This is a genomic window from Burkholderia alba (assembly GCF_034721475.1).
Taxonomy (GTDB): Bacteria; Pseudomonadota; Gammaproteobacteria; order Burkholderiales; family Burkholderiaceae; genus Burkholderia; species Burkholderia alba.
Genome location: NZ_JAWJWL010000010.1, coordinates 55,641 through 72,265, shown reverse-complemented (window position 1 = coordinate 72,265; position 16,625 = coordinate 55,641). Strand labels below are relative to the sequence as shown.

General features: G+C 69.5%; 18 protein-coding genes. 7 read left to right on the top strand and 11 right to left on the bottom strand.

Annotated elements, in window-relative coordinates; translation table 11 throughout:
* Positions 1 to 47: 47 nt before the first annotated feature.
* From RZR99_RS13425 to RZR99_RS13415, 3 genes are read left to right on the top strand one after another with little or no spacing between them, the layout of a single operon-like run.
* The gene (locus tag RZR99_RS13425) at positions 48 to 728 is read left to right on the top strand and encodes an HAD family hydrolase (protein WP_323120263.1); all 681 of its coding nucleotides are present in this window, start codon (positions 48 to 50) and stop codon (positions 726 to 728) included.
* A 25-nt stretch (positions 729 to 753) separates the two neighbouring features.
* Positions 754 to 1,893 carry a DSD1 family PLP-dependent enzyme gene (locus RZR99_RS13420; RefSeq protein WP_323120262.1) on the top strand — a complete coding sequence of 380 codons (1,140 nt, stop codon included), beginning with the start codon at positions 754 to 756 and terminating at the stop codon, positions 1,891 to 1,893.
* On the top strand, positions 1,883 to 2,293 hold the full coding sequence (locus RZR99_RS13415) for a RidA family protein (RefSeq protein WP_323120261.1): 411 nt from the start codon (positions 1,883 to 1,885) through the stop codon (positions 2,291 to 2,293). The genes RZR99_RS13420 and RZR99_RS13415 overlap by 11 nt, the downstream gene beginning before the upstream one ends.
* Before the next feature lie 10 nt (positions 2,294 to 2,303).
* Here RZR99_RS13415 and RZR99_RS13410 read toward each other — a convergent pair whose 3' ends face one another.
* The 4 genes from RZR99_RS13410 to RZR99_RS13395 all read right to left on the bottom strand — a co-directional run bounded on the left by RZR99_RS13410 (position 2,304) and on the right by RZR99_RS13395 (position 5,966).
* Complete coding sequence (locus RZR99_RS13410) at positions 2,304 to 2,852, bottom strand: MarR family winged helix-turn-helix transcriptional regulator (protein WP_323120260.1); 549 nt, start codon at positions 2,850 to 2,852, stop codon at positions 2,304 to 2,306.
* 153 nt (positions 2,853 to 3,005) lie between these two features.
* The gene (locus RZR99_RS13405; RefSeq protein WP_323120259.1) at positions 3,006 to 4,262 is read right to left on the bottom strand and encodes a Zn-dependent hydrolase; all 1,257 of its coding nucleotides are present in this window, start codon (positions 4,260 to 4,262) and stop codon (positions 3,006 to 3,008) included.
* Positions 4,252 to 4,770, bottom strand: coding sequence for an L-2-amino-thiazoline-4-carboxylic acid hydrolase (locus RZR99_RS13400; protein WP_323120258.1), 519 nt, complete (start codon positions 4,768 to 4,770; stop codon positions 4,252 to 4,254). The genes RZR99_RS13405 and RZR99_RS13400 overlap by 11 nt, the downstream gene beginning before the upstream one ends.
* 20 nt (positions 4,771 to 4,790) lie before the next feature.
* The gene (locus tag RZR99_RS13395) at positions 4,791 to 5,966 is read right to left on the bottom strand and encodes a branched-chain amino acid ABC transporter substrate-binding protein (RefSeq protein WP_323120257.1); all 1,176 of its coding nucleotides are present in this window, start codon (positions 5,964 to 5,966) and stop codon (positions 4,791 to 4,793) included.
* 200 nt (positions 5,967 to 6,166) lie between these two features.
* Here RZR99_RS13395 and RZR99_RS13390 point away from each other — a divergent pair, with 200 nt between their 5' ends.
* On the top strand, positions 6,167 to 7,069 hold the full coding sequence (locus RZR99_RS13390) for a LysR substrate-binding domain-containing protein (protein ID WP_323120256.1): 903 nt from the start codon (positions 6,167 to 6,169) through the stop codon (positions 7,067 to 7,069).
* Positions 7,070 to 7,134: 65 nt separating this feature from the next.
* Here the strand turns inward: RZR99_RS13390 and RZR99_RS13385 are convergent, their stop codons facing one another.
* From RZR99_RS13385 to RZR99_RS13365, 5 genes are all read right to left on the bottom strand, one after another.
* Positions 7,135 to 8,160 (bottom strand): 5'-nucleotidase, encoded by a 1,026-nt coding sequence (locus RZR99_RS13385; protein ID WP_323120255.1) that lies wholly within the window; start codon positions 8,158 to 8,160, stop codon positions 7,135 to 7,137.
* A 349-nt stretch (positions 8,161 to 8,509) separates the two neighbouring features.
* Positions 8,510 to 9,457 (bottom strand): aldo/keto reductase, encoded by a 948-nt coding sequence (locus tag RZR99_RS13380; protein WP_323120254.1) that lies wholly within the window; start codon positions 9,455 to 9,457, stop codon positions 8,510 to 8,512.
* A gap of 256 nt (positions 9,458 to 9,713) precedes the next feature.
* Positions 9,714 to 10,388, bottom strand: a complete 675-nt coding sequence (locus RZR99_RS13375) for an OmpA family protein (RefSeq protein ID WP_323120253.1) — start codon at positions 10,386 to 10,388, stop codon at positions 9,714 to 9,716.
* 485 nt (positions 10,389 to 10,873) lie between these two features.
* The gene (locus RZR99_RS13370; protein WP_323120252.1) at positions 10,874 to 11,401 is read right to left on the bottom strand and encodes a cytochrome b; all 528 of its coding nucleotides are present in this window, start codon (positions 11,399 to 11,401) and stop codon (positions 10,874 to 10,876) included.
* Entirely contained in the window at positions 11,398 to 12,489 is a 1,092-nt protein-coding gene (locus RZR99_RS13365; protein WP_323120251.1) for a catalase family peroxidase, read from the bottom strand. Before RZR99_RS13365 ends, RZR99_RS13370 begins: the two co-directional genes overlap by 4 nt.
* Before the next feature lie 158 nt (positions 12,490 to 12,647).
* Between RZR99_RS13365 and RZR99_RS13360 the strand changes: the two genes are divergently transcribed.
* The gene (locus RZR99_RS13360) at positions 12,648 to 13,163 is read left to right on the top strand and encodes an RNA polymerase sigma factor (protein WP_323120250.1); all 516 of its coding nucleotides are present in this window, start codon (positions 12,648 to 12,650) and stop codon (positions 13,161 to 13,163) included.
* A complete protein-coding gene (locus RZR99_RS13355) occupies positions 13,160 to 13,918 on the top strand; it encodes an anti-sigma factor family protein (protein WP_323120249.1) in 759 nt (252 codons plus the stop codon). Before RZR99_RS13360 ends, RZR99_RS13355 begins: the two co-directional genes overlap by 4 nt.
* A gap of 102 nt (positions 13,919 to 14,020) precedes the next feature.
* Here RZR99_RS13355 and RZR99_RS13350 read toward each other — a convergent pair whose 3' ends face one another.
* Positions 14,021 to 14,632: a TetR/AcrR family transcriptional regulator gene (locus tag RZR99_RS13350; protein WP_323120248.1), complete on the bottom strand. Its 612-nt coding sequence runs from the start codon at positions 14,630 to 14,632 to the stop codon at positions 14,021 to 14,023.
* Between the two features lie 144 nt (positions 14,633 to 14,776).
* On the opposite strand from RZR99_RS13350, the gene RZR99_RS13345 reads away from it, so the two are divergent.
* A complete protein-coding gene (locus RZR99_RS13345; RefSeq protein WP_323120407.1) occupies positions 14,777 to 15,850 on the top strand; it encodes an MBL fold metallo-hydrolase in 1,074 nt (357 codons plus the stop codon).
* 52 nt (positions 15,851 to 15,902) lie between these two features.
* Here the strand turns inward: RZR99_RS13345 and RZR99_RS13340 are convergent, their stop codons facing one another.
* A complete protein-coding gene (locus RZR99_RS13340) occupies positions 15,903 to 16,586 on the bottom strand; it encodes a DsbA family protein (protein ID WP_323120247.1) in 684 nt (227 codons plus the stop codon).
* Positions 16,587 to 16,625 lie beyond the last annotated feature (39 nt).

Below are 16,625 nucleotides of genomic sequence, written 5' to 3'. Positions count from 1 at the left end.
GCTCCTATAATCGGCGGCATCGCCATCCCTCGCAGACGCCCCGACCCATGCCCCCCTCCGCCGATTCCCCCGCCTATCCGAAAGCCGTCCTGTTCGACCTGCTGACCGCGCTGCTCGATTCGTGGTCGTTGTGGCAGGCCGCCGCCGGCTCCCCCGACGCCGGCATGCGCTGGCGCGCCGAATACCTGCGGCTGACCTACGGCTGCGGCGTCTATGTCGACTACGAGCAGCTCGTCGCGCTCGCGGCGGAACAAAGCGGGCTGCCCGCCTCGGCGCCGCGCGCACTGGCCGAAGGCTGGGCGGGGCTCGAGCCGTGGAGCGGTGCGCTCGATGCGCTGCGCCGGCTGCGGCCGCATTGCCGGCTCGCGGTGGTCACCAACTGCTCGGTACGGCTGGGCCGCGAAGCGGCCGCGCGGCTGCCGATCGACTGGGACGTCGTCGTCACGGCCGAGGAGGCCGGCGTCTACAAACCGGACCCGCGCCCCTACCGGATGGCGCTCGATGCGCTCGGCGTCACGGCGGCGGACGCGGCCTTCGTCGCCGGATCGAGCTACGACTTGTTCGGCACCGCCACCGTCGGCCTGCGCACCTATTGGCACAATCGCGCCGGACTCGCCGCCGTGAGCGGCAGCGTGCCGCCCGAATACGAATCCGCCACGCTCGACGCGCTCGCGCCCTGGGCCAGCCGCTTCGGTCTCGCCGCCCCATCCGGCCACCATCCTGCCTGAACGCACGACCTCCGGGACTCACACCATGCCAGACACGCTCGCCACCCTCGACACCCCCGCCGCCGTCATCGACCGCGCGCGCCTGGATCGCAACATCCGGCGGATGCAGACGCGCATGGACGCGCTCGGCGTCGCCTTCCGCCCGCACGCCAAAACCGCCAAATGCGTCGAGGTCGCGCACGCGCAGCTTGCGGCCGGCGCGCGCGGCATCACGGTGTCGACGCTGAAGGAAGCGGAAGCGTTCTTCGCGGCGGGCGTCGCCGACATCCTGTACGCGGTCGGCATCGCCCCGGCCAAGCTCGACCGGGCGCTCGCGCTGAGGCGGCGGGGCTGCGCGCTGAAACTCGTCGTCGACAACGTGGAGGCCGCCGCCGCGCTCGCCGCGTTCGGCCGCGCGCACGACGAAACCTTCGACGTATGGATCGAGATCGACACCGACGGCCATCGCTGCGGCCTGCTGCCCGACCAGGACGCGCTGCTCGAGGTGGGCCGCCTGCTGAGCGCGGACGGCGCGCGGGTCGGCGGCGTGATGACGCACGCGGGATCGAGCTACGACCTCGACACCCCCGCCGCGCTCGCGGCGCTCGCCGAACAGGAACGGGCCGGCTGCGTGCGCGCAGCCGAGCGGCTGCGCGCGCTGGGCATCGCCTGCCCGGAAGTCAGCGTCGGCTCGACGCCGACCGCGCTGTCCGCGCAAGCGCTCGACGGCGTGACCGAGGTACGCGCGGGCGTCTATGCGTTCTTCGATCTGGTGATGCACAACGTCGGCGTATGTACGCTCGACGAACTGGCGCTGAGCGTCGTCGCGACCGTGATCGGCCATCAGCCGGACAAGGGTTGGGCGATCGTCGACGCCGGCTGGATGGCGATGAGCCGCGATCGCGGCACCTCGCGCCAGCGGCACGACTACGGCTACGGCCTGCCCTGCGCGCTCGACGGCACGCCGCTCGATGCGTTCGCGGTCAGCTCGGCCAACCAGGAGCACGGCATCGTGTCGCTCGCGGACGGCGCTCGCTGCGCCGATATCGCCGACCGTTTTCCGCTGGGGAGCCGGCTGCGCATTTTGCCGAATCACGCGTGCGCGACAGGCGCCCAGTTTCCCGAATACCACGCGCTCGCCGGCGACGGCAGCGTCACCGTCTGGAGTCGTTTTCATGGCTGGTAACACCCCGCATCCCGCCATCACGCATCCGTCCGTCGACGGCCTCGCATCGCCCGGCGGCCACTACAGCCATGTCGCGATCGCGAACGGCTTCGCATTCGTGTCGGGCCAGTTGCCGATCACCGAAGCCGGAGAGAAGCTCGTCGATGCGCCGTTCGATGCGCAGGCGCGGCAGGTTCTGTTCAATCTCGAGCGCGCATTGCGCGCGGCGGGCTGCGGCATCGGGGATCTGGTGCAGGTGCGCGTCTATCTTGCCGACGTCGCCGACTGGCCCGGCTTCAATGCGCTCTACGCGGACTGGGCCGGCGCGGCCCGCCCCGCGCGGGCGATCGTGCCGACGGGGGCGCTGCACTACGGGTTGAGAGTCGAGATCGAAGCGACCGCACTGCTGCCTCGCGCGTAACGCCGTCGGCTCAGCGGCGCTGGTGCTCGAGCGCGCGCCAAGCCTTCGACAGCAGCCGATGCAGGTCGGCGCAATCCTGCTCGTCGAGTGCCGAGGCGACGCTTGCGCATGCGCGCCAGAAGGTCGGCAGCGCGTCGTCCAGCAGCGCGCGGCCCGTGTCCGTCAACACGAGTTCGAGGCTGCGGCGATCGCCCGGGCAGGCGCCGCGCGCTAGCAGCGCGCGCGCTTCGAGCCAGTCGAGAAGCCCGGTCGCCGACGAGCGGGTGATGTCGAAGGTTTCCGCGATGACCGACGGCGTGATCGTGCCGGACTGGATCAGCCGGCGTTCCGCCAGCGAGAACAGCATCAGCACGTGGAGCTTGCTTTCGGTGATGTCGTGCGCCTGCAACGCGCGGTTCACGTGATTCGCGACGTCGTCGGCCAGCCAGAGCAGCAGCATGCCCGCCGCGGCCCGGTCGCGCTGCGTATCGGGCGCGGCGGTCGCCGAAATCAGTTGCAGGTGGGACGCGAGCGCCTGTTCGGGGCCCGCCGGTTCAACGACATCGTTTTTGCGGATCATGATCGAATCGCCCAGGACGGAACCGCGCACTATACGGTAAAGACTTCGTAAGGTGATCGCCGCCACAGGCTATCCGTCGATCGGCGAACCGCCCGGGGGGCTCCCGGGCAGGCGCCCCGAACGCCGAGCCGCGCGGCGGCGACCGCGTATCGCCTACGCCTGCTGCGCGCTCTCCAGCACCGCGTGCAGCAGCACGTTCGCGCCCGCTTCCGCCCACTCCGGCGTGATCGCCTCGGCCTCGTTGTGACTCAGACCGTCGATGCACGGCACGAAAATCATCCCGGTCGGCGCGATGCGCGCGACATAGCAGGCATCGTGGCCGGCGCCCGACACGATGTCCTCGTGCGGCAGGCCGAGCGCCGCCGCCGCGCGGCGCACCGCGTCGATGCAGGCCGGCGCGAACGGGACCGGCGCGTAGTCGAAAATCTGTTCGAGCGCCGCATGCAGCCCGGTGCGCGCCGCGATGCGCGTCAGTGCGTCGCGCAGTGCCGCATCCATCTCGGCCAGCACCGCAGCGTCCGGATGACGGAATTCGACGGTGAAGAAGCATGCGCCCGGCACCGTGTTGCGCGAGTTCGGGCGGGCCTCGATCATGCCGACCGTCGCGCGGCCGTGCGGTGCATGACCGTGGCCGAGCGCCTCGACGAAATCGATCGCCCGCGCGGCGCCGACGAGCGCATCGCGGCGGAACGCCATCGGCGTCGTGCCCGCGTGCGCGTCGGTGCCCGTGAGCGTCACCTCGTACCAGCGCTGCCCCTGGCCGGACGTCACGACCCCGATCGTCCGTCCCGCGCGCTCGAGAATCGCGCCCTGCTCGATGTGCAGTTCATAGGCCGCATGCACCGGAAAACCGCCCACCGGTTCGGCGCCCGCATAGCCGATCTCCGCGAGCGCGTCGCCGAGCGTCGTGCCGGCGGGGTCGGTGCGCGACAGCCCGTAGTCGAGCGGATAAATGCCGGCGAACACCCCCGACGCGACCATCGCCGGCGCGAAGCGGGAGCCTTCCTCGTTGGTCCACACGACGACGTCGATCGGCCGCTCGGTTTCGATCCCCGCGTCGTTGAGCGCGCGCACGACCTCGAGCCCGCCGAGTACGCCGTAGATGCCGTCGTAGCGTCCGCCCGTCGGCTGCGTGTCCGCGTGCGAGCCGGTCAACACCGGCGCGGCGCCGGGATCGCGGCCCGCGCGCCGCGCGAAGATGTTGCCCATCCGGTCGATCCGGACCCGGCAGCCGGCCGCCTCCGCCCATTCGACGAACAGGTCGCGCGACCGACGGTCGAGCTCGGTCAGCGCGAGCCGGCAGACGCCGCCCTTCGGCGTCGCGCCGATCTCGGCCATCCGGTCGAGCGACGCCCACAGCCGCGCGCCGTTCACGCGCGGCGCCCGCGTCCTCGCATCGTCACGCCGCATGACCGGACTCCTTCGCATCCTCGCGCAGCCGGTAGCGAAAATCGCAGCGCGCGCCGCCCTGCATGATCGTGCTGGTGCGGGTCAATTCGATGCGCGAGTCGTAACCCTCGATGAAATGGCTGTCGCGCGCGCAGCTGAGCAGGTGGCCGATCTCGCCGAGCCCCATCGCGTGATACATCTCCGCGTAACGGCAACGATGCACGTCGTAGTGGTAATGCGCGTCGTCCGCGCGGCGCACGTCGACATCGAGCGCGTCGTCCTTTTCCCACAGCACCTGCAGCGCGATGAACGACGCGACGCTCGTGCCGTCCGGCTCCTGCGCGGCAAACGTGTGCCCCGCGTCGACCGCCGCGCCGCGCACCGCCTCGGCGATCACGGCCTGCGCGCGCTCGGCGCCGAACTCGCGCTTCATGATCTCGTAGATCGGTTTGATGATTTCCGCTTCGATGCGCCGCCGCGCGAGGATGCCGAGCCGTTCGTCGGCCGGCTGCGGGATGGAATTCGTCATGATGGGTCTCCCGTATCGATTCACTTCGCGGCCGTACGCGCGGCGCTGCCGCCGAGTACGTCGACCACCGCCCATTTGCCGCCGCGCACCTGATAGATCGTGAACGCGGGATCCTTCAGGTTGCCCTCGGCGTCGAACGCGATCGTGCCCGTCACGCCCTGGCGGCTGATCGCATGCAGCGCGGCGACGAGCTTCGCCGGATCGGTCGCATTCGCCTGCTGCGTCGCGGCGATCAGCGTCGCGGCCGCGTCGTACGCGAACGGCGCGTGCAGTTCGATCGGCGCGCGATAGCGGGCGCGGTACTGCGCATCGAACGCGGCGCCGCCCGGCATGCGCGCGACCGGCAGCCCCGGCTCCAACGCGGTCACGCCTTCGCCGTCCTTGCCCGCGAGCGACAGGAAAGTCTGGCTCACGAAACCGCCCGCGCCGAGCAGCGTCGCGTTCAGGTTCAGTTGCCGCATGCGCCGCGCGATCGGCGCCGCCTGCGCATCCAGCCCGCCGAAAAACACCAGATCCGCGTGTTTCGCCTTGATCGCCGTCAGCACGCCGCTAAAATCGGTGGTTTTGTCGTTCACGTACTGGCGATCGACGATCGCGCCGCCGTTCGCTTCGACGCCCTTGATGAACTGCGTCGCGAGCCCGGAGCCGAACGACGTGCGATCGTCGATCACCGCGATGCGCTTCGCGCGCAGCGTCTTCACCGCATAAGCGCCGGTATAGGCGCCGCTCGCGTCGTCGTGACCCATGATGCGCAACGCGGTCGGATAGCCTTGCTGCGTGTATTGATGGCCGGTCGATGCGGGCGCGATCTGCGCGATGCCGGCGTCGCGATACACGCGCGACGCCGGGACGCTGCACCCGGTGTTCCAATGACCGACGACGCCGATCACGTGCTGCTCGACCAGTTGCTGCGCGACCGTCACCGCGGTGCGCGGATCGGACTGGTCGTCGACGGCCACCAGCTTGTAGCGCACCGGCTTGCCGCCGATCGTCGGGTGGCGGCGGTTGGCGTCGTCGAGCGCGAGCTGCGCGCCGTTCTGCAGATCCTTGCCGATGCGCGCGGACGGGCCGGTCAGCGGCGCGGCCAGGCCGATCAGCACGGTTTGCGGCGCGGGACTCTGCGCGTGCGCGAGCGGCGCGGCGAACACGGCGGCGGCCGACAGCGCGGCACCGAACAACGAGGTAACGGTTTTCATGAGACCCATCGGAAAGCGGAAATCGAAAAGAGGAAGCGCGACGCGCCAGACGTGAGAAATATTAAACATTTGCCGACTGCACACGCAAATACTCAATTATTGGGTGCTTATGCCGATCCAGACATCACGTAACAATACTTTGAATAAAAAGCACATTTCTACATTTACGCTCGAAACGATTTTTCGATAAAATTCCAATCATGAAAAATATCGAAAGATTGAGCAATGATCCGCCGCTGCGCGCGGTTCGCGCGTTCGAGGCCTTCGCCCGCCTCGGCTCCGTCACGGCGGCCGCCGCCGAACTCGACATCACGCCGTCGGCGGTCAGCCACCAGTTGCAGGTGCTCGACGCGTTCATCCAGACGCCGCTCACCGTCCGCGACGGCCGCATGCTCGCGCTCACCGACGAGGGGCGCGACTACTACCGGTCGATCAGCGCAGCGTTTTCGGTACTGCGCAGCGCGACGGGTTTCGTGCGCGAACGCTCGACGCTGCGGCAGATCACGATCAGCCTGATCCCGCTGTTCGGGATCGGCTGGTTCATTCCCCGGCTGCACGGATTTCTCGAGGACAACACCGACGTCGACGTCACGGTGTGGTACGCCAATCACCGCAATTACCTGAGCGACGCGTCCGATCTGTCGATCCGCTTCGGCGTCGGCGACTGGCACGGCTACCGGTGCGAACGATTGCTGCCGGGCGCGATGGTGCCGGTGTGCAGCGCCGCGTTCCTGCGCCGCCACGGCCCGTTCAGGAAACCCGCCGACCTCGCCGCCGCGCCGCTCGTCCACGACGAGGACCGCAGCACCTGGGTGAACTGGCTGCACGGCGCGGGCGTCAAGCACGTATCGCATGCGGTGGGGCCGCTGTTCGAGGACGGGCAGCTGACGCTGAGCGCGGCCCGCGCGGGACTCGGCGCGGCGCTGCTGCGCGCGCCCCTGATCGAGCGCGAACTGGCGAGCGGGGAGCTGGTCCAGCTGTTCGACGACGCGCTCGACGACGGCCGCGACTACTACCTGTGCAGCCGCGCCGACAGCGATCTTCCCGACGGCGCGCGCCGGCTCGCGGCCTGGCTGCGCGCTACGATGGGTACCCGAGCGTGAACGCGGAGCCGGTGCGAGGAAGCGGCCGGGCCGCGTACTGACGCGATCCGGCCGCTCGCGGCACGTCACGCCTTGCGGCGGCGCGCGGCGGTTTTTCCCTTCGGGTTCTTCGCTTTTTTGTCGGCGGACGCGGGCCGCCCGGCGTCCTCGATCACGACGGGCGGCTTGCGGTTCGCGATGCCGAACGGGATGTGCACCATCGGCACGTTGCCTTCCGGTGACGAGAGATGGCTGCGCTGGTCGTCGAAAAACACGTGGGGCTTGAGCACCGTCAGGATGCGATGCTTCTCCATCCCGCCGAGGAAGAACGATTCGTCGGGCGACACGCCCCAGTTCTTCAAGGTCGTCACGACGCGTTCGTGCGCGGGCGCATTGCGCGCGGTGACGATCGCAATGCGGACGATCCGGCGGTAATCCTTGTCGCGGGCGAGCCGCGCGTCTTCCAGCTTCTGCAGCAGCGAGAGCTTGCGAATCAGCCCCGCCAGCAAACCGGGCTGATGCGGGATTTCGCGCTTCCGGGTCTCGTGAGCCTGGAATTCGCCCAGATCGTTGTTTCGCTTGTAGACGATTTCCGCTTCGTCGTCGGCGATCACGCCGTCGAAGTCGAATGCGACGCGCAGTTCGTTGTCGTCCGGGTCGTCGAGGACGATCGACGGCAGCACGAGGCCCGCCGCGTGATTGGCCTCGATCGAGCACTGGACGTCGGCTTCGTTGGCGCTCAGGAACAGCGACGCATTGAAGGCCGGCAGGTATTCGTGCGGCGACTTGCCGGCCATGAACGCGGCGCGCGATATGTCGAGCCCGTAGTGCTTGATCGAGCGGAACACCCGCAAGCCCGTTTCCGGCGAATTGCGCGACAGCAGCACCACTTCCACCGGCTTTTGCTCGTGGAAAATCCGGTTGAGTTCGAGAAAGCGCCGGATGAACGGAAAGGCCACGCCTTTCCCGAACGGCGCGTCGATGTTGCTTTCCTGGTGCCGGCGATATTCGTCGACGCCCTTCTCGCGATATACCGCGTCGGATTCCGCGAGGTCGAACAGCGCACTCGACGCCACGCCCACCACCAGCTTGTCTTCGATCGGATACGGCATCTATTCCCCGGTTGTCGTGGCGCGGGTCCGTGCATCCTCGCAGGCCGGTCAACCGCCCCCGCCGCCGCGCCGAGGGCTGAATACTACACAGGGATCCGCCGCCTCGCGAGCGGGAATCGGCGACGGCATCCGCTTCGCATGCCGGCGCGCAACAGTCATCGAGATTGATTCAAGCCGATCATGCGCGGCATCGATACGAATCGCGAAACCGCCATGCGATTCGCGAAAATCCGCACGGATCGCGAGCACGCGGACCTGCCGGAAACGAGGTCCGAATCCGCACCGTCCAATAAAAAAGGGAGACCCAAGCCGTCTCCCCGATCGATCCGTCCGCCCGGCCTCGCCGCCATTACGCCGCGCTGGCTTCGTCCAGACGCGTGACGTCGTCGCTATCGAGCGACAGGCGCAGCGCGGCGCCGAACGCATTCAGCTGATCCAGCGTCGTCGCGCTCACGATGGGCGCCGTGATGCTCGGCCGCGCGATCTGCCACGCCAGCGCCACCGCGGCCGGCGTCGTGTCGTGCTTGCCCGCCACGCTATCGAGCGCCGCGAGAATCCGCAGGCCGCGTGCATCGAGATACTTCTCGACGCGCGTGCCGCGCGCACTCTGCTTCAGATCCGCTTCGGAGCGGTACTTGCCCGACAGGAAGCCGCTCGCGAGCGCGTAGTAGTTGACGACGCCGAGCTTCAGCTCGTTCACTACCGGCTCCAGGTCTTGCTCGTAATCGGCGCGGTCGTACAGGTTGTACAGCGGCTGGATCACCTGGTAGGCGGGCAGCCCGTCGCGACGGCTGATGTCCGCCGCTTCGCGCAGCCGCGCGCCGCTGTAGTTCGACGCGCCGACGATGCGCACCTTGCCCGCGTCGATCAGCGTCTGGTACGCGCCCAGCGTCTCCTCGAGCGGCGCGCTGTCGGCCAGATCGCGATGCGAGAAGTACAGGTCGATATAGTCGGTCTGCAAGCGGCGCAGCGAATCGTCGACCGCCTGCAGGATGTTGTCGCGCGACAGGCCGGCGCGCGATTCGAGCATGCCCACCTTGGTGGCGATCACGACCTGGTCGCGCTTGCCGGTGCGCTTCAGCCACTTGCCGATGAGCGTCTCGGATTCGCCGCCCTGGTTGCCCGGCACCCACGCCGAATAGACGTCCGCCGTGTCGATGAAATTGATGCCGGTGTCGGCCAGCGCGTCGAGCAGCGAGAACGACGTGTTCTCGTCGGCCGTCCAGCCGAATACGTTGCCGCCGAACATGAGCGGCGAAACCTGAATGTGGGAAGTGCCGAGTGAGCGCAGTGCCATTTTCCTCTCCGTTCGATGAGACGGTGCAAGCCAAAGGTCGTGAAACGGGCATGCGGCGCGCAACCGCGAGGGCCGCATGCCCGCCGGCCGATGCTAACCCGCGCCGGCCACGGCTCAAACCGATTAAACCCGATTTCCAAAGACCTTTCGCCGCGAAGGGTCGAATACGCTCGACATTCGCCCTCGCCGTCCGCGCCCGGGCCGAGGCGCCGCGCGGCGGCCGCCGCCGTCCGGGCGCCCGCTCGGGGAAGCCCGCTCAAGGATGCTGCGCCTGCCAGCGCGGCTCGTCGCGCACGTAGGTCACGATATCGACGCGGCGATTCGGCTGAAGGCAGCGAATCAGCGCATCGCCGCCCGATCCCTGGCACTGGACGATCGGATCCTGGCTGCCGAGACCCTCGGCGCGGATCTTGTCGGCCGGCACGCCCTGTTCGATCAGCACCGCCTTGACCGCATCCGCGCGGCGCTGCGACAGGTCGAGGTTGTACGCGTCGGTGCCGAGCCGGTCGGTATAGCCGCGCACCTCGACGTGGCCGAACGGATTCGCGCGCAGCCGCGCGGCGATCTGCGCCAGATCCGCGCGGCCCTCGGGCCGGAGGTCGGCGATGCCGCCGCGATCGAACGGGAACAGGGCGTCGGCGGACAGCCGTTCGACGCGCGGGGGCGGGGGCGGAGGCGGCGGCGCGACCGGAACCCGATAGGCGCCGGGCACGGCCTCGACCGGTACCCAGACGCCGGGTGCCCACGCATAGCCGCCGTGGTCCCAGCGCCAGTAGCCGGGGTGCCAGGCCTGTCCGTGACGCGGCGGCGGAACGCGTTCGTGACGCGGCCCGGGCGGCGGCACGAGGATCACGTCGGCATGCGCCAGCGCGGGCACCAGCAGCGCGGCGGCGACGAATTGCGAGGCAAGGACCCACAGCTTTCGTTTCATTGACGTCTCTCATCGAGGGGAACCGACTCGGCGCGATCCGCCGGCGATGCACGGGTGACAACTGGCCCGATGCACGGCACGACAGCGCGCCCCTTCCCTCTTAACGGCCGGACGAGGCGTCCCAGCGACGCACGAACTTGTGAGTTGTGATACCGCAGATTTCAATAGCGACGAGTTCCGGCGGCAGCATCCGCCAGGTCCGGGCGATTCCCAACGCATGCTTGATAGTCCGCCGGCGGGGGCTCGCTTCGCGTTGGACATGACGGCAACATCGCCCCATGAACGCCCGCCCCGTGCGCGCGCCGCGCCGACCCGATCAACGGCGACGAGGTCACCCGTTCTCGGAAATCGCTCGGGTCACCTACCGCCGAAGCGGCGTGTCGACCCACCGTATCGACACGCGGCGCCGCGATCGCGGGAGCGTGCGTCACCGCGTCACTGCCTCGTCGCGCCTTCGCGCGCCACCCGGCATGCCGCCGCCCTGCTCAGCCGCGCGTCATGCTCGACAACACGCCGTCGCGCCGGATCAGACCGTGATACAGCGCCGCGCCCAGATGGGCGAGGAACGTGACGAACAGCAGATACGCCAGATAACGGTGCGCGAGCCGCAGCCACGCGAACCACACCGGATCGGCCGCGACGATGGCGGGCAGGCGCACCGCGCCGCCGAGCGTGACGGGATACCCGCCCGCCGACAGCATCGCCCACCCGACCAGCGGCAGCACGAGCATCAGCCCGTACAGCATCAGGTGCGACCCGTGCGCGGCCAGCCGTTGCCACGCGGGCAGATCGGCGGGCAGCGGCGGCGGCTTGCGGCTGAGCCGCACGGCGAGCCGCACGACGGCCAGCGCCAGCACCGCGATGCCGAGCGGCTTGTGCAGTTCAACGAGCCACGCATGACGCGCGGAGACGGACGCGACCATGCCCGCGCCGACGAACAGCATCGCGATGATCATCGCGGCCATCAGCCAGTGCAGCAGACGGGCGGGCAAACTGAACGCAGGGTGCTTCATGGCTGGACCTCCGAAGCCGGACGCGCGGCGCCGGGCACGCCGGCTTCCTCGCTCGTGCGGCGCAGATAGGAATCCGCATACGCGGCGGAGCGTGCGGCAAGGAGCGGATCGCCGGACGGCACGATGCCGGCCGGCAGGATCGTCGGGTCGTAGTTGACGTCGCGGCACGGGCCGCTGTCCTGTGCCTGCTCGCGCTGGATCACGAGGGTGCCCGCATCGATCGTCATCCGCTCCTGCGGCCACGCGCGGGTCGCGTCGTCGACCGGATCGACCGGATCGGCAAACGTGACGAGCAGGTGCCAGCGCTGCGGACCGGCGGCGAGCCGGTCGGCCAGATCGCGCTGCAGGTAGTCCGGGTCGCCCGCCGCCGGCGCATGCCCGCCGGCATCCGCCGCTTCCGGCGCCATCCGCCAGCGCACCGCGCGGCGCTCGCCCGCCGCGTCGACGAAATAGAACGCGTTCAGCCCGTAGTAAGCCTGCGTCACATAGCTCGCGGAAGGTTTCGCCGTCTTGACCCAGGCGCGGAACGCCGCCGTTTCCGGATGGGCGGCGAAGAACGCGGCGAGCTTCGCCGGATCGGGTTTGCCGGTCGCCGGATCGGGACGGCTCGCGCGGGTCTGGTCGTAGAATGCGCGCGGCGTCGCCACCGGAAAGACCGGCATCGCGTTCATCCCGGTGCGCCACTGTTCGCCGTCGGCCTGCGTGAAGCGCAGCGCCAGGCTGCGAATCGGCACGCTGCTGTCGGGGGCGTACGGATTGCCGCCCGGCAGCGCGAACCGACCGACCACGGGCGTGCGCACCGCCGCCGCGAACAGCGGCGCGCGCGAGTAGGCGCTGGCCGCGCCGTTGCCGTCGAAATAGCCGGTCACGCACACGCCTTTCGCATGATTGCGGCGGTAGCCGGGATACACGCCGCTGTTGCGCTGCAACGCGTCGACCAGCCGATGCGGGGTCAACCGATGCGGCGCGAGCCAGCCGCCGACATAGCCGAACGCCGCCGCGCTCGCCGCCACCGCGCCGCCGATCAGCACCCAGCGCCACGCGCCGCGCGCCCGGCCGGGAGAATCTGAAGCAGAAGGTTCTTGCATGGGGAATACTCCTGACCGTGACGGTCTGTGTCGATTCCCGCGTAGGACGTCCGGCCCGGCGGTTTATTCCGCCGGATCGAGAAAAATCGACAGGGAATAATACGGCGCGGGCGGCGTCTCATTCCGTATCTCCGCTGCGCAGCCCCCTCTGGCCCGACATGACCCATCACGCCCTGGACGATCAACTGCGCGACCTGCTGCCCCGCCTGCGGCGTTTCGCGCTGTGGCTGACGCGCGACGTGCACAGCGCGGACGATCTCGTCCAGGCGACCCTCGAGCGCGCGCTGTCGCGCTGGGAGAGCCGGCGCGACGACGCGGCGCTGCGCAGTTGGCTCTTCACGATCCTGTACCGCCAGTTCCTCGATTCGCGACGCCGCGCGAAGCGCTACGCGTGGCTGCTCGGCAGCATCCGACAGGACGAGGAGCCGCAATGGCCGTCGGCCGAACGCGAAGTCGCCGCGCGCGCGATGCTGGAAGCATTCGGGCAACTGACGCCCGAGCAGCGCAGCCTGCTGCTCTGGATCACGGTGGAAGGCCTCAGCTACCAGGAGGTCGCCGCGATTCTCGACGTGCCGATCGGCACGGTCATGTCGCGTCTGTCGCGGGCGCGGCAGGCATTACGCCGTCTGTGCGACGGCGAGATTTCTCCTTCTTCGCTGCGGTTGCTGAAATGAATATCCCTCCCGACGAATCCGATCTCCACGCCTATGTCGACGGCCAGCTCGAGGGTCCGCAGCGCGCGGCCGTCGAGCGCTATCTGGCGCTGCATCCCGAGCGCGCGGCGCAGGTACAAGCGTGGCGGCAGGATGCGCAGCGCCTGCGCGCGGCGCTCGGCGGCCTGCCGCTACCCGCCCGCAATCCGGCGCTCGACCCGGCCGCGCTGCGCGCGAGCCGCGCCGCGCGCACGCGGCGGCACGCGATGCTCGCGGCGTCGTTCGTGCTGTGCATGGGGCTCGGCGCGGCGGGCGGCTGGCAAGCGCACCGCTGGCAGGTCACAACCACCGCCGCCGCGCCGATGGGCGACGCGCTCGAGGCGTACCGGCTGCTGGTGGTCGAGCGCAGCGCGAGGCTCGACCTGGTGCAGGATCGTCAGGACGATCTGCAGAGTTGGCTCGCGCGGCAGGTCGGCCCGGCCGTCCGGCTGCCGGACTTGCGCGCGGCGGGCTTTCGCCCGGTCGGCGGCCGCCTGTTCGCGACCGAGCGCGGGGCGGCCGCGATGGTGCTTTACCGGGATGCGGTCGGACGCACGATCAGCTTCTACGTGCGCCCGCCGGAATCGGCGCGGCGCATGCTCGCCGCCGGGGAGCGCGTCGACGGCGACCTGCTGACGCAATACGGCTCGCGCGACGGCTTCAACTATGCGGTGGTCGGCCCCGCCGGCAATCTCGGCGACGGCGCGCTCGCGCAGGCGTTGAAGCAGCAGATCTGATCCGGGTGGGGGCTGACACAGACTGACCGACGACGCCGCGCTCGCCGCCAGTTGCGCGGAACGCTTCGGTCCGTGCGCCGCCAGCACCCGATCCGCCGGACCTCACGCGTAATGGGCGAGAAACATGTCGACCGACGACTCGGCCACCTGCCGCTGCATCGCAACCGACAGCGGCGGCTGGCCGAGCGCGATCTGCGGCCAGAACGCGAACCCCTTCACGAGCCCCTGCAGCTGGTGCGACGCGAATTCGGGGTCCGGCGCCTTCAGCCTGCCGGCCGCCGCCGCGGCGCGAATCCATTCGGTGAGCCCTTCCTCGCGCTCGCCGAAGCGCGCGATCATCGCCTGCACCCGCTCAGGCGAGTGCATCCCGGCGGCGATCGCGACCCGCGCGAGCGCCACGAACGCATCGTCGTTCAGCAGCGCCAGCTTCTGCCCGATCAATTCCAGCAGTTGTACCCGCAACGGCCGCCCGGCATCGAACGGCAGCGTCTCGCCCTCGCAGCTCGCCTCCCACAGGCGCTGCAGGATCTCGGCGAACAGCGCATCCTTGCTCGGGAAATGGTTGTAGACCGTGCGCTTGGACGCGCCCGCGCGCGCGGCGATGCGGTCCATGCTCGCCGTTTCGTAGCCGGCGGCGCGAAATTCGTCGATCGCGGCCTCGATGATGGCGGCGCGCTTGCGATCGGTGAGACGGGAGGATGAGCGTTCGGACATACGGGAATTTTACACTGATGGGTTTACTTTTTAACCCGAATAAATCTACACTGCACCGTGTAGTTTCATTTTTTGACCGCCCCGACCCGTTCCAACCGGTCCCGCGGCCACTCGTCTGATCCATGTCTGGGAGCCGCGATCGTGATTGCCCGCCTGTCCGCCCTGTTTCGCCCCGCCCTCGGCGACCATTCCGCGTCGCCGCAGCACGACGGCGCGACGTTCCGCAACCCGGCGCCGCGCCCGGCCCAGGGCGTCGCCAAGACGCTGGGCCTGATGTGGGATTTCCTGTTCAACAAGCCCGCCGGCACCCTGCCCGCCCATCCGCTGCCGGTGGAGCCGCTGACGGCCGCGCAGCTGGACGCCGCGCCGGACCGCTCGCTATACCGGCTCGGACATTCGACGCTGCTGCTGAAACTGCGCGGCGGCTACTGGCTGACCGATCCGGTATTCGCCGAACGCGCGTCGCCGTTCCGACGGCTCGGCCCGAAACGCTTCCACGCGCCGCCGATCGCACTCGACGCGCTGCCGCCGATCCGCGGCGTGCTGCTGTCGCACGATCACTACGACCATCTCGACCGCTCGACCGTGCTCGCGCTTGCCGACAGCGCGCAGGTCTTCGTCACGCCGCTGGGTGTCGGCGACCGCCTGATCGAATGGGGGGTGAGCGCCGCCAAGGTGCGCCAGCTCGACTGGTGGCAGGACGTCGAGATCGACGGACTGCGCTTCACCGCGACGCCCGCGCAGCACTTCTCCGGACGCGGGCTGTTCGACGGCAATCGCACGCTGTGGGCGTCGTGGGTCATCGCCGACGACGACCTGCGCGTGTTCTTCAGCGGCGACACCGGCTATTTCGACGGCTTCAGGACGATCGGCGAACGGCTCGGCCCCTTCGACGTCGCGCTGCTCGAAACCGGCGCCTATGACGCGCGCTGGCCCTACGTCCACATGCATCCCGAGCACACGGTCGCGGCACACCGCGATCTGCGCGCGGCGTGGCTGGTGCCGGTGCACAACGGCACGTTCGATCTCGCGATGCATCGCTGGGAGGAGCCGTTCGAGCGCGTGACGGCGCTCGCGGCGGAGCAAGGCATCCGCCTCGCGACGCCGCGCATGGGCGAACGGCTCGATCTCGCCGCGCCGCACGCGGGCGAACGCTGGTGGCGCCGGGCCGAGGCGCCCGCACGGGGCCGCCTGGATGCGGTGCTGTCGGCGAAATGAAGCCGCTGCGGGGCAGCGCGGCGCACTGCCCCGTGACGCTTCAAGCAAGCGTTCAGTCGGCGCCCGCCCGATGCAACGCCTGCTCGACGGCGGCGATCAGCGTCTGCGGGCCGCTATACAGGTTCGCGCCTTGCAGCACGTAGCCGCGATCGTCGAACGTCAACAGCAATTGCGGCACCCCCGAGGTGCCCAGCTGCTGCATCCGCCGCCGGGTGTCGACCACCCGCGCGTCCGTCGCCGCGGCCAGCGCCGGATCATGCGCGATCCGCCCGGCGACCTCATCCGCGTCCACCGTCCGCCCCGCCTCCGCCGCGACACGCGCGGCAATCCGGCCCAGCACCTCCGGCCGCGCGGTGTCCAGCCCCTCGACATAGCGGGAGACCTGCAACGCCTGCAACAGCGGCCGCTCCAGCGCGGCATCCAGCGCCCGGATCGCCGTCAGCGCGAGAGTGGCCGGACCCGAATCGAAGCGCACGCCGTCGCGCTGCAGCAGCGCGCTGCGATACGCGGCGGTAAACCGCTGGCCTGTCAGCTGCTCGATCCGCTGGTCGTTGCGCCATGCGTAGTCGCCCCACTCCGGCGTGAGATCGCGCGCGCCCTCGCCCGCGAACAATCCCGACGGCATCAGTTCGAGCGCGTGCGGATACGCCTCGGCAAGCCCGGCCAGCGCCGGCGCCGCCGCATAGCACCAGCCGCACAGCGGGTCGAAAAAGTACTGCAGTTTCAGCGTGTTCATGAATCAGATTCGCTCAAGGTTTCCGAATGGAGCGAGTCT

Bases quoted from the DNA above. Each gene is read 5' to 3' on its own strand.
- RZR99_RS13425 (WP_323120263.1), top strand. From the start codon at position 48: ATGCCCCCCTCCGCCGATTCCCCCGCCTATCCGAAAGCCGTCCTGTTC.
- RZR99_RS13365 (WP_323120251.1), bottom strand. From the start codon at position 12,489: ATGCAAGAACCTTCTGCTTCAGATTCTCCCGGCCGGGCGCGCGGCGCG.
- RZR99_RS13350 (WP_323120248.1), bottom strand. From the start codon at position 14,632: ATGTCCGAACGCTCATCCTCCCGTCTCACCGATCGCAAGCGCGCCGCC.
- RZR99_RS13400 (WP_323120258.1), bottom strand. From the start codon at position 4,770: ATGACGAATTCCATCCCGCAGCCGGCCGACGAACGGCTCGGCATCCTC.
- RZR99_RS13340 (WP_323120247.1), bottom strand. From the start codon at position 16,586: ATGAACACGCTGAAACTGCAGTACTTTTTCGACCCGCTGTGCGGCTGG.
- RZR99_RS13420 (WP_323120262.1), top strand. From the start codon at position 754: ATGCCAGACACGCTCGCCACCCTCGACACCCCCGCCGCCGTCATCGAC.
- RZR99_RS13385 (WP_323120255.1), bottom strand. From the start codon at position 8,160: ATGCCGTATCCGATCGAAGACAAGCTGGTGGTGGGCGTGGCGTCGAGT.
- RZR99_RS13375 (WP_323120253.1), bottom strand. From the start codon at position 10,388: ATGAAACGAAAGCTGTGGGTCCTTGCCTCGCAATTCGTCGCCGCCGCG.
- RZR99_RS13360 (WP_323120250.1), top strand. From the start codon at position 12,648: ATGACCCATCACGCCCTGGACGATCAACTGCGCGACCTGCTGCCCCGC.
- RZR99_RS13355 (WP_323120249.1), top strand. From the start codon at position 13,160: ATGAATATCCCTCCCGACGAATCCGATCTCCACGCCTATGTCGACGGC.
- RZR99_RS13370 (WP_323120252.1), bottom strand. From the start codon at position 11,401: ATGAAGCACCCTGCGTTCAGTTTGCCCGCCCGTCTGCTGCACTGGCTG.
- RZR99_RS13390 (WP_323120256.1), top strand. From the start codon at position 6,167: ATGAAAAATATCGAAAGATTGAGCAATGATCCGCCGCTGCGCGCGGTT.
- RZR99_RS13395 (WP_323120257.1), bottom strand. From the start codon at position 5,966: ATGAAAACCGTTACCTCGTTGTTCGGTGCCGCGCTGTCGGCCGCCGCC.
- RZR99_RS13410 (WP_323120260.1), bottom strand. From the start codon at position 2,852: ATGATCCGCAAAAACGATGTCGTTGAACCGGCGGGCCCCGAACAGGCG.
- RZR99_RS13380 (WP_323120254.1), bottom strand. From the start codon at position 9,457: ATGGCACTGCGCTCACTCGGCACTTCCCACATTCAGGTTTCGCCGCTC.
- RZR99_RS13405 (WP_323120259.1), bottom strand. From the start codon at position 4,262: ATGCGGCGTGACGATGCGAGGACGCGGGCGCCGCGCGTGAACGGCGCG.
- RZR99_RS13415 (WP_323120261.1), top strand. From the start codon at position 1,883: ATGGCTGGTAACACCCCGCATCCCGCCATCACGCATCCGTCCGTCGAC.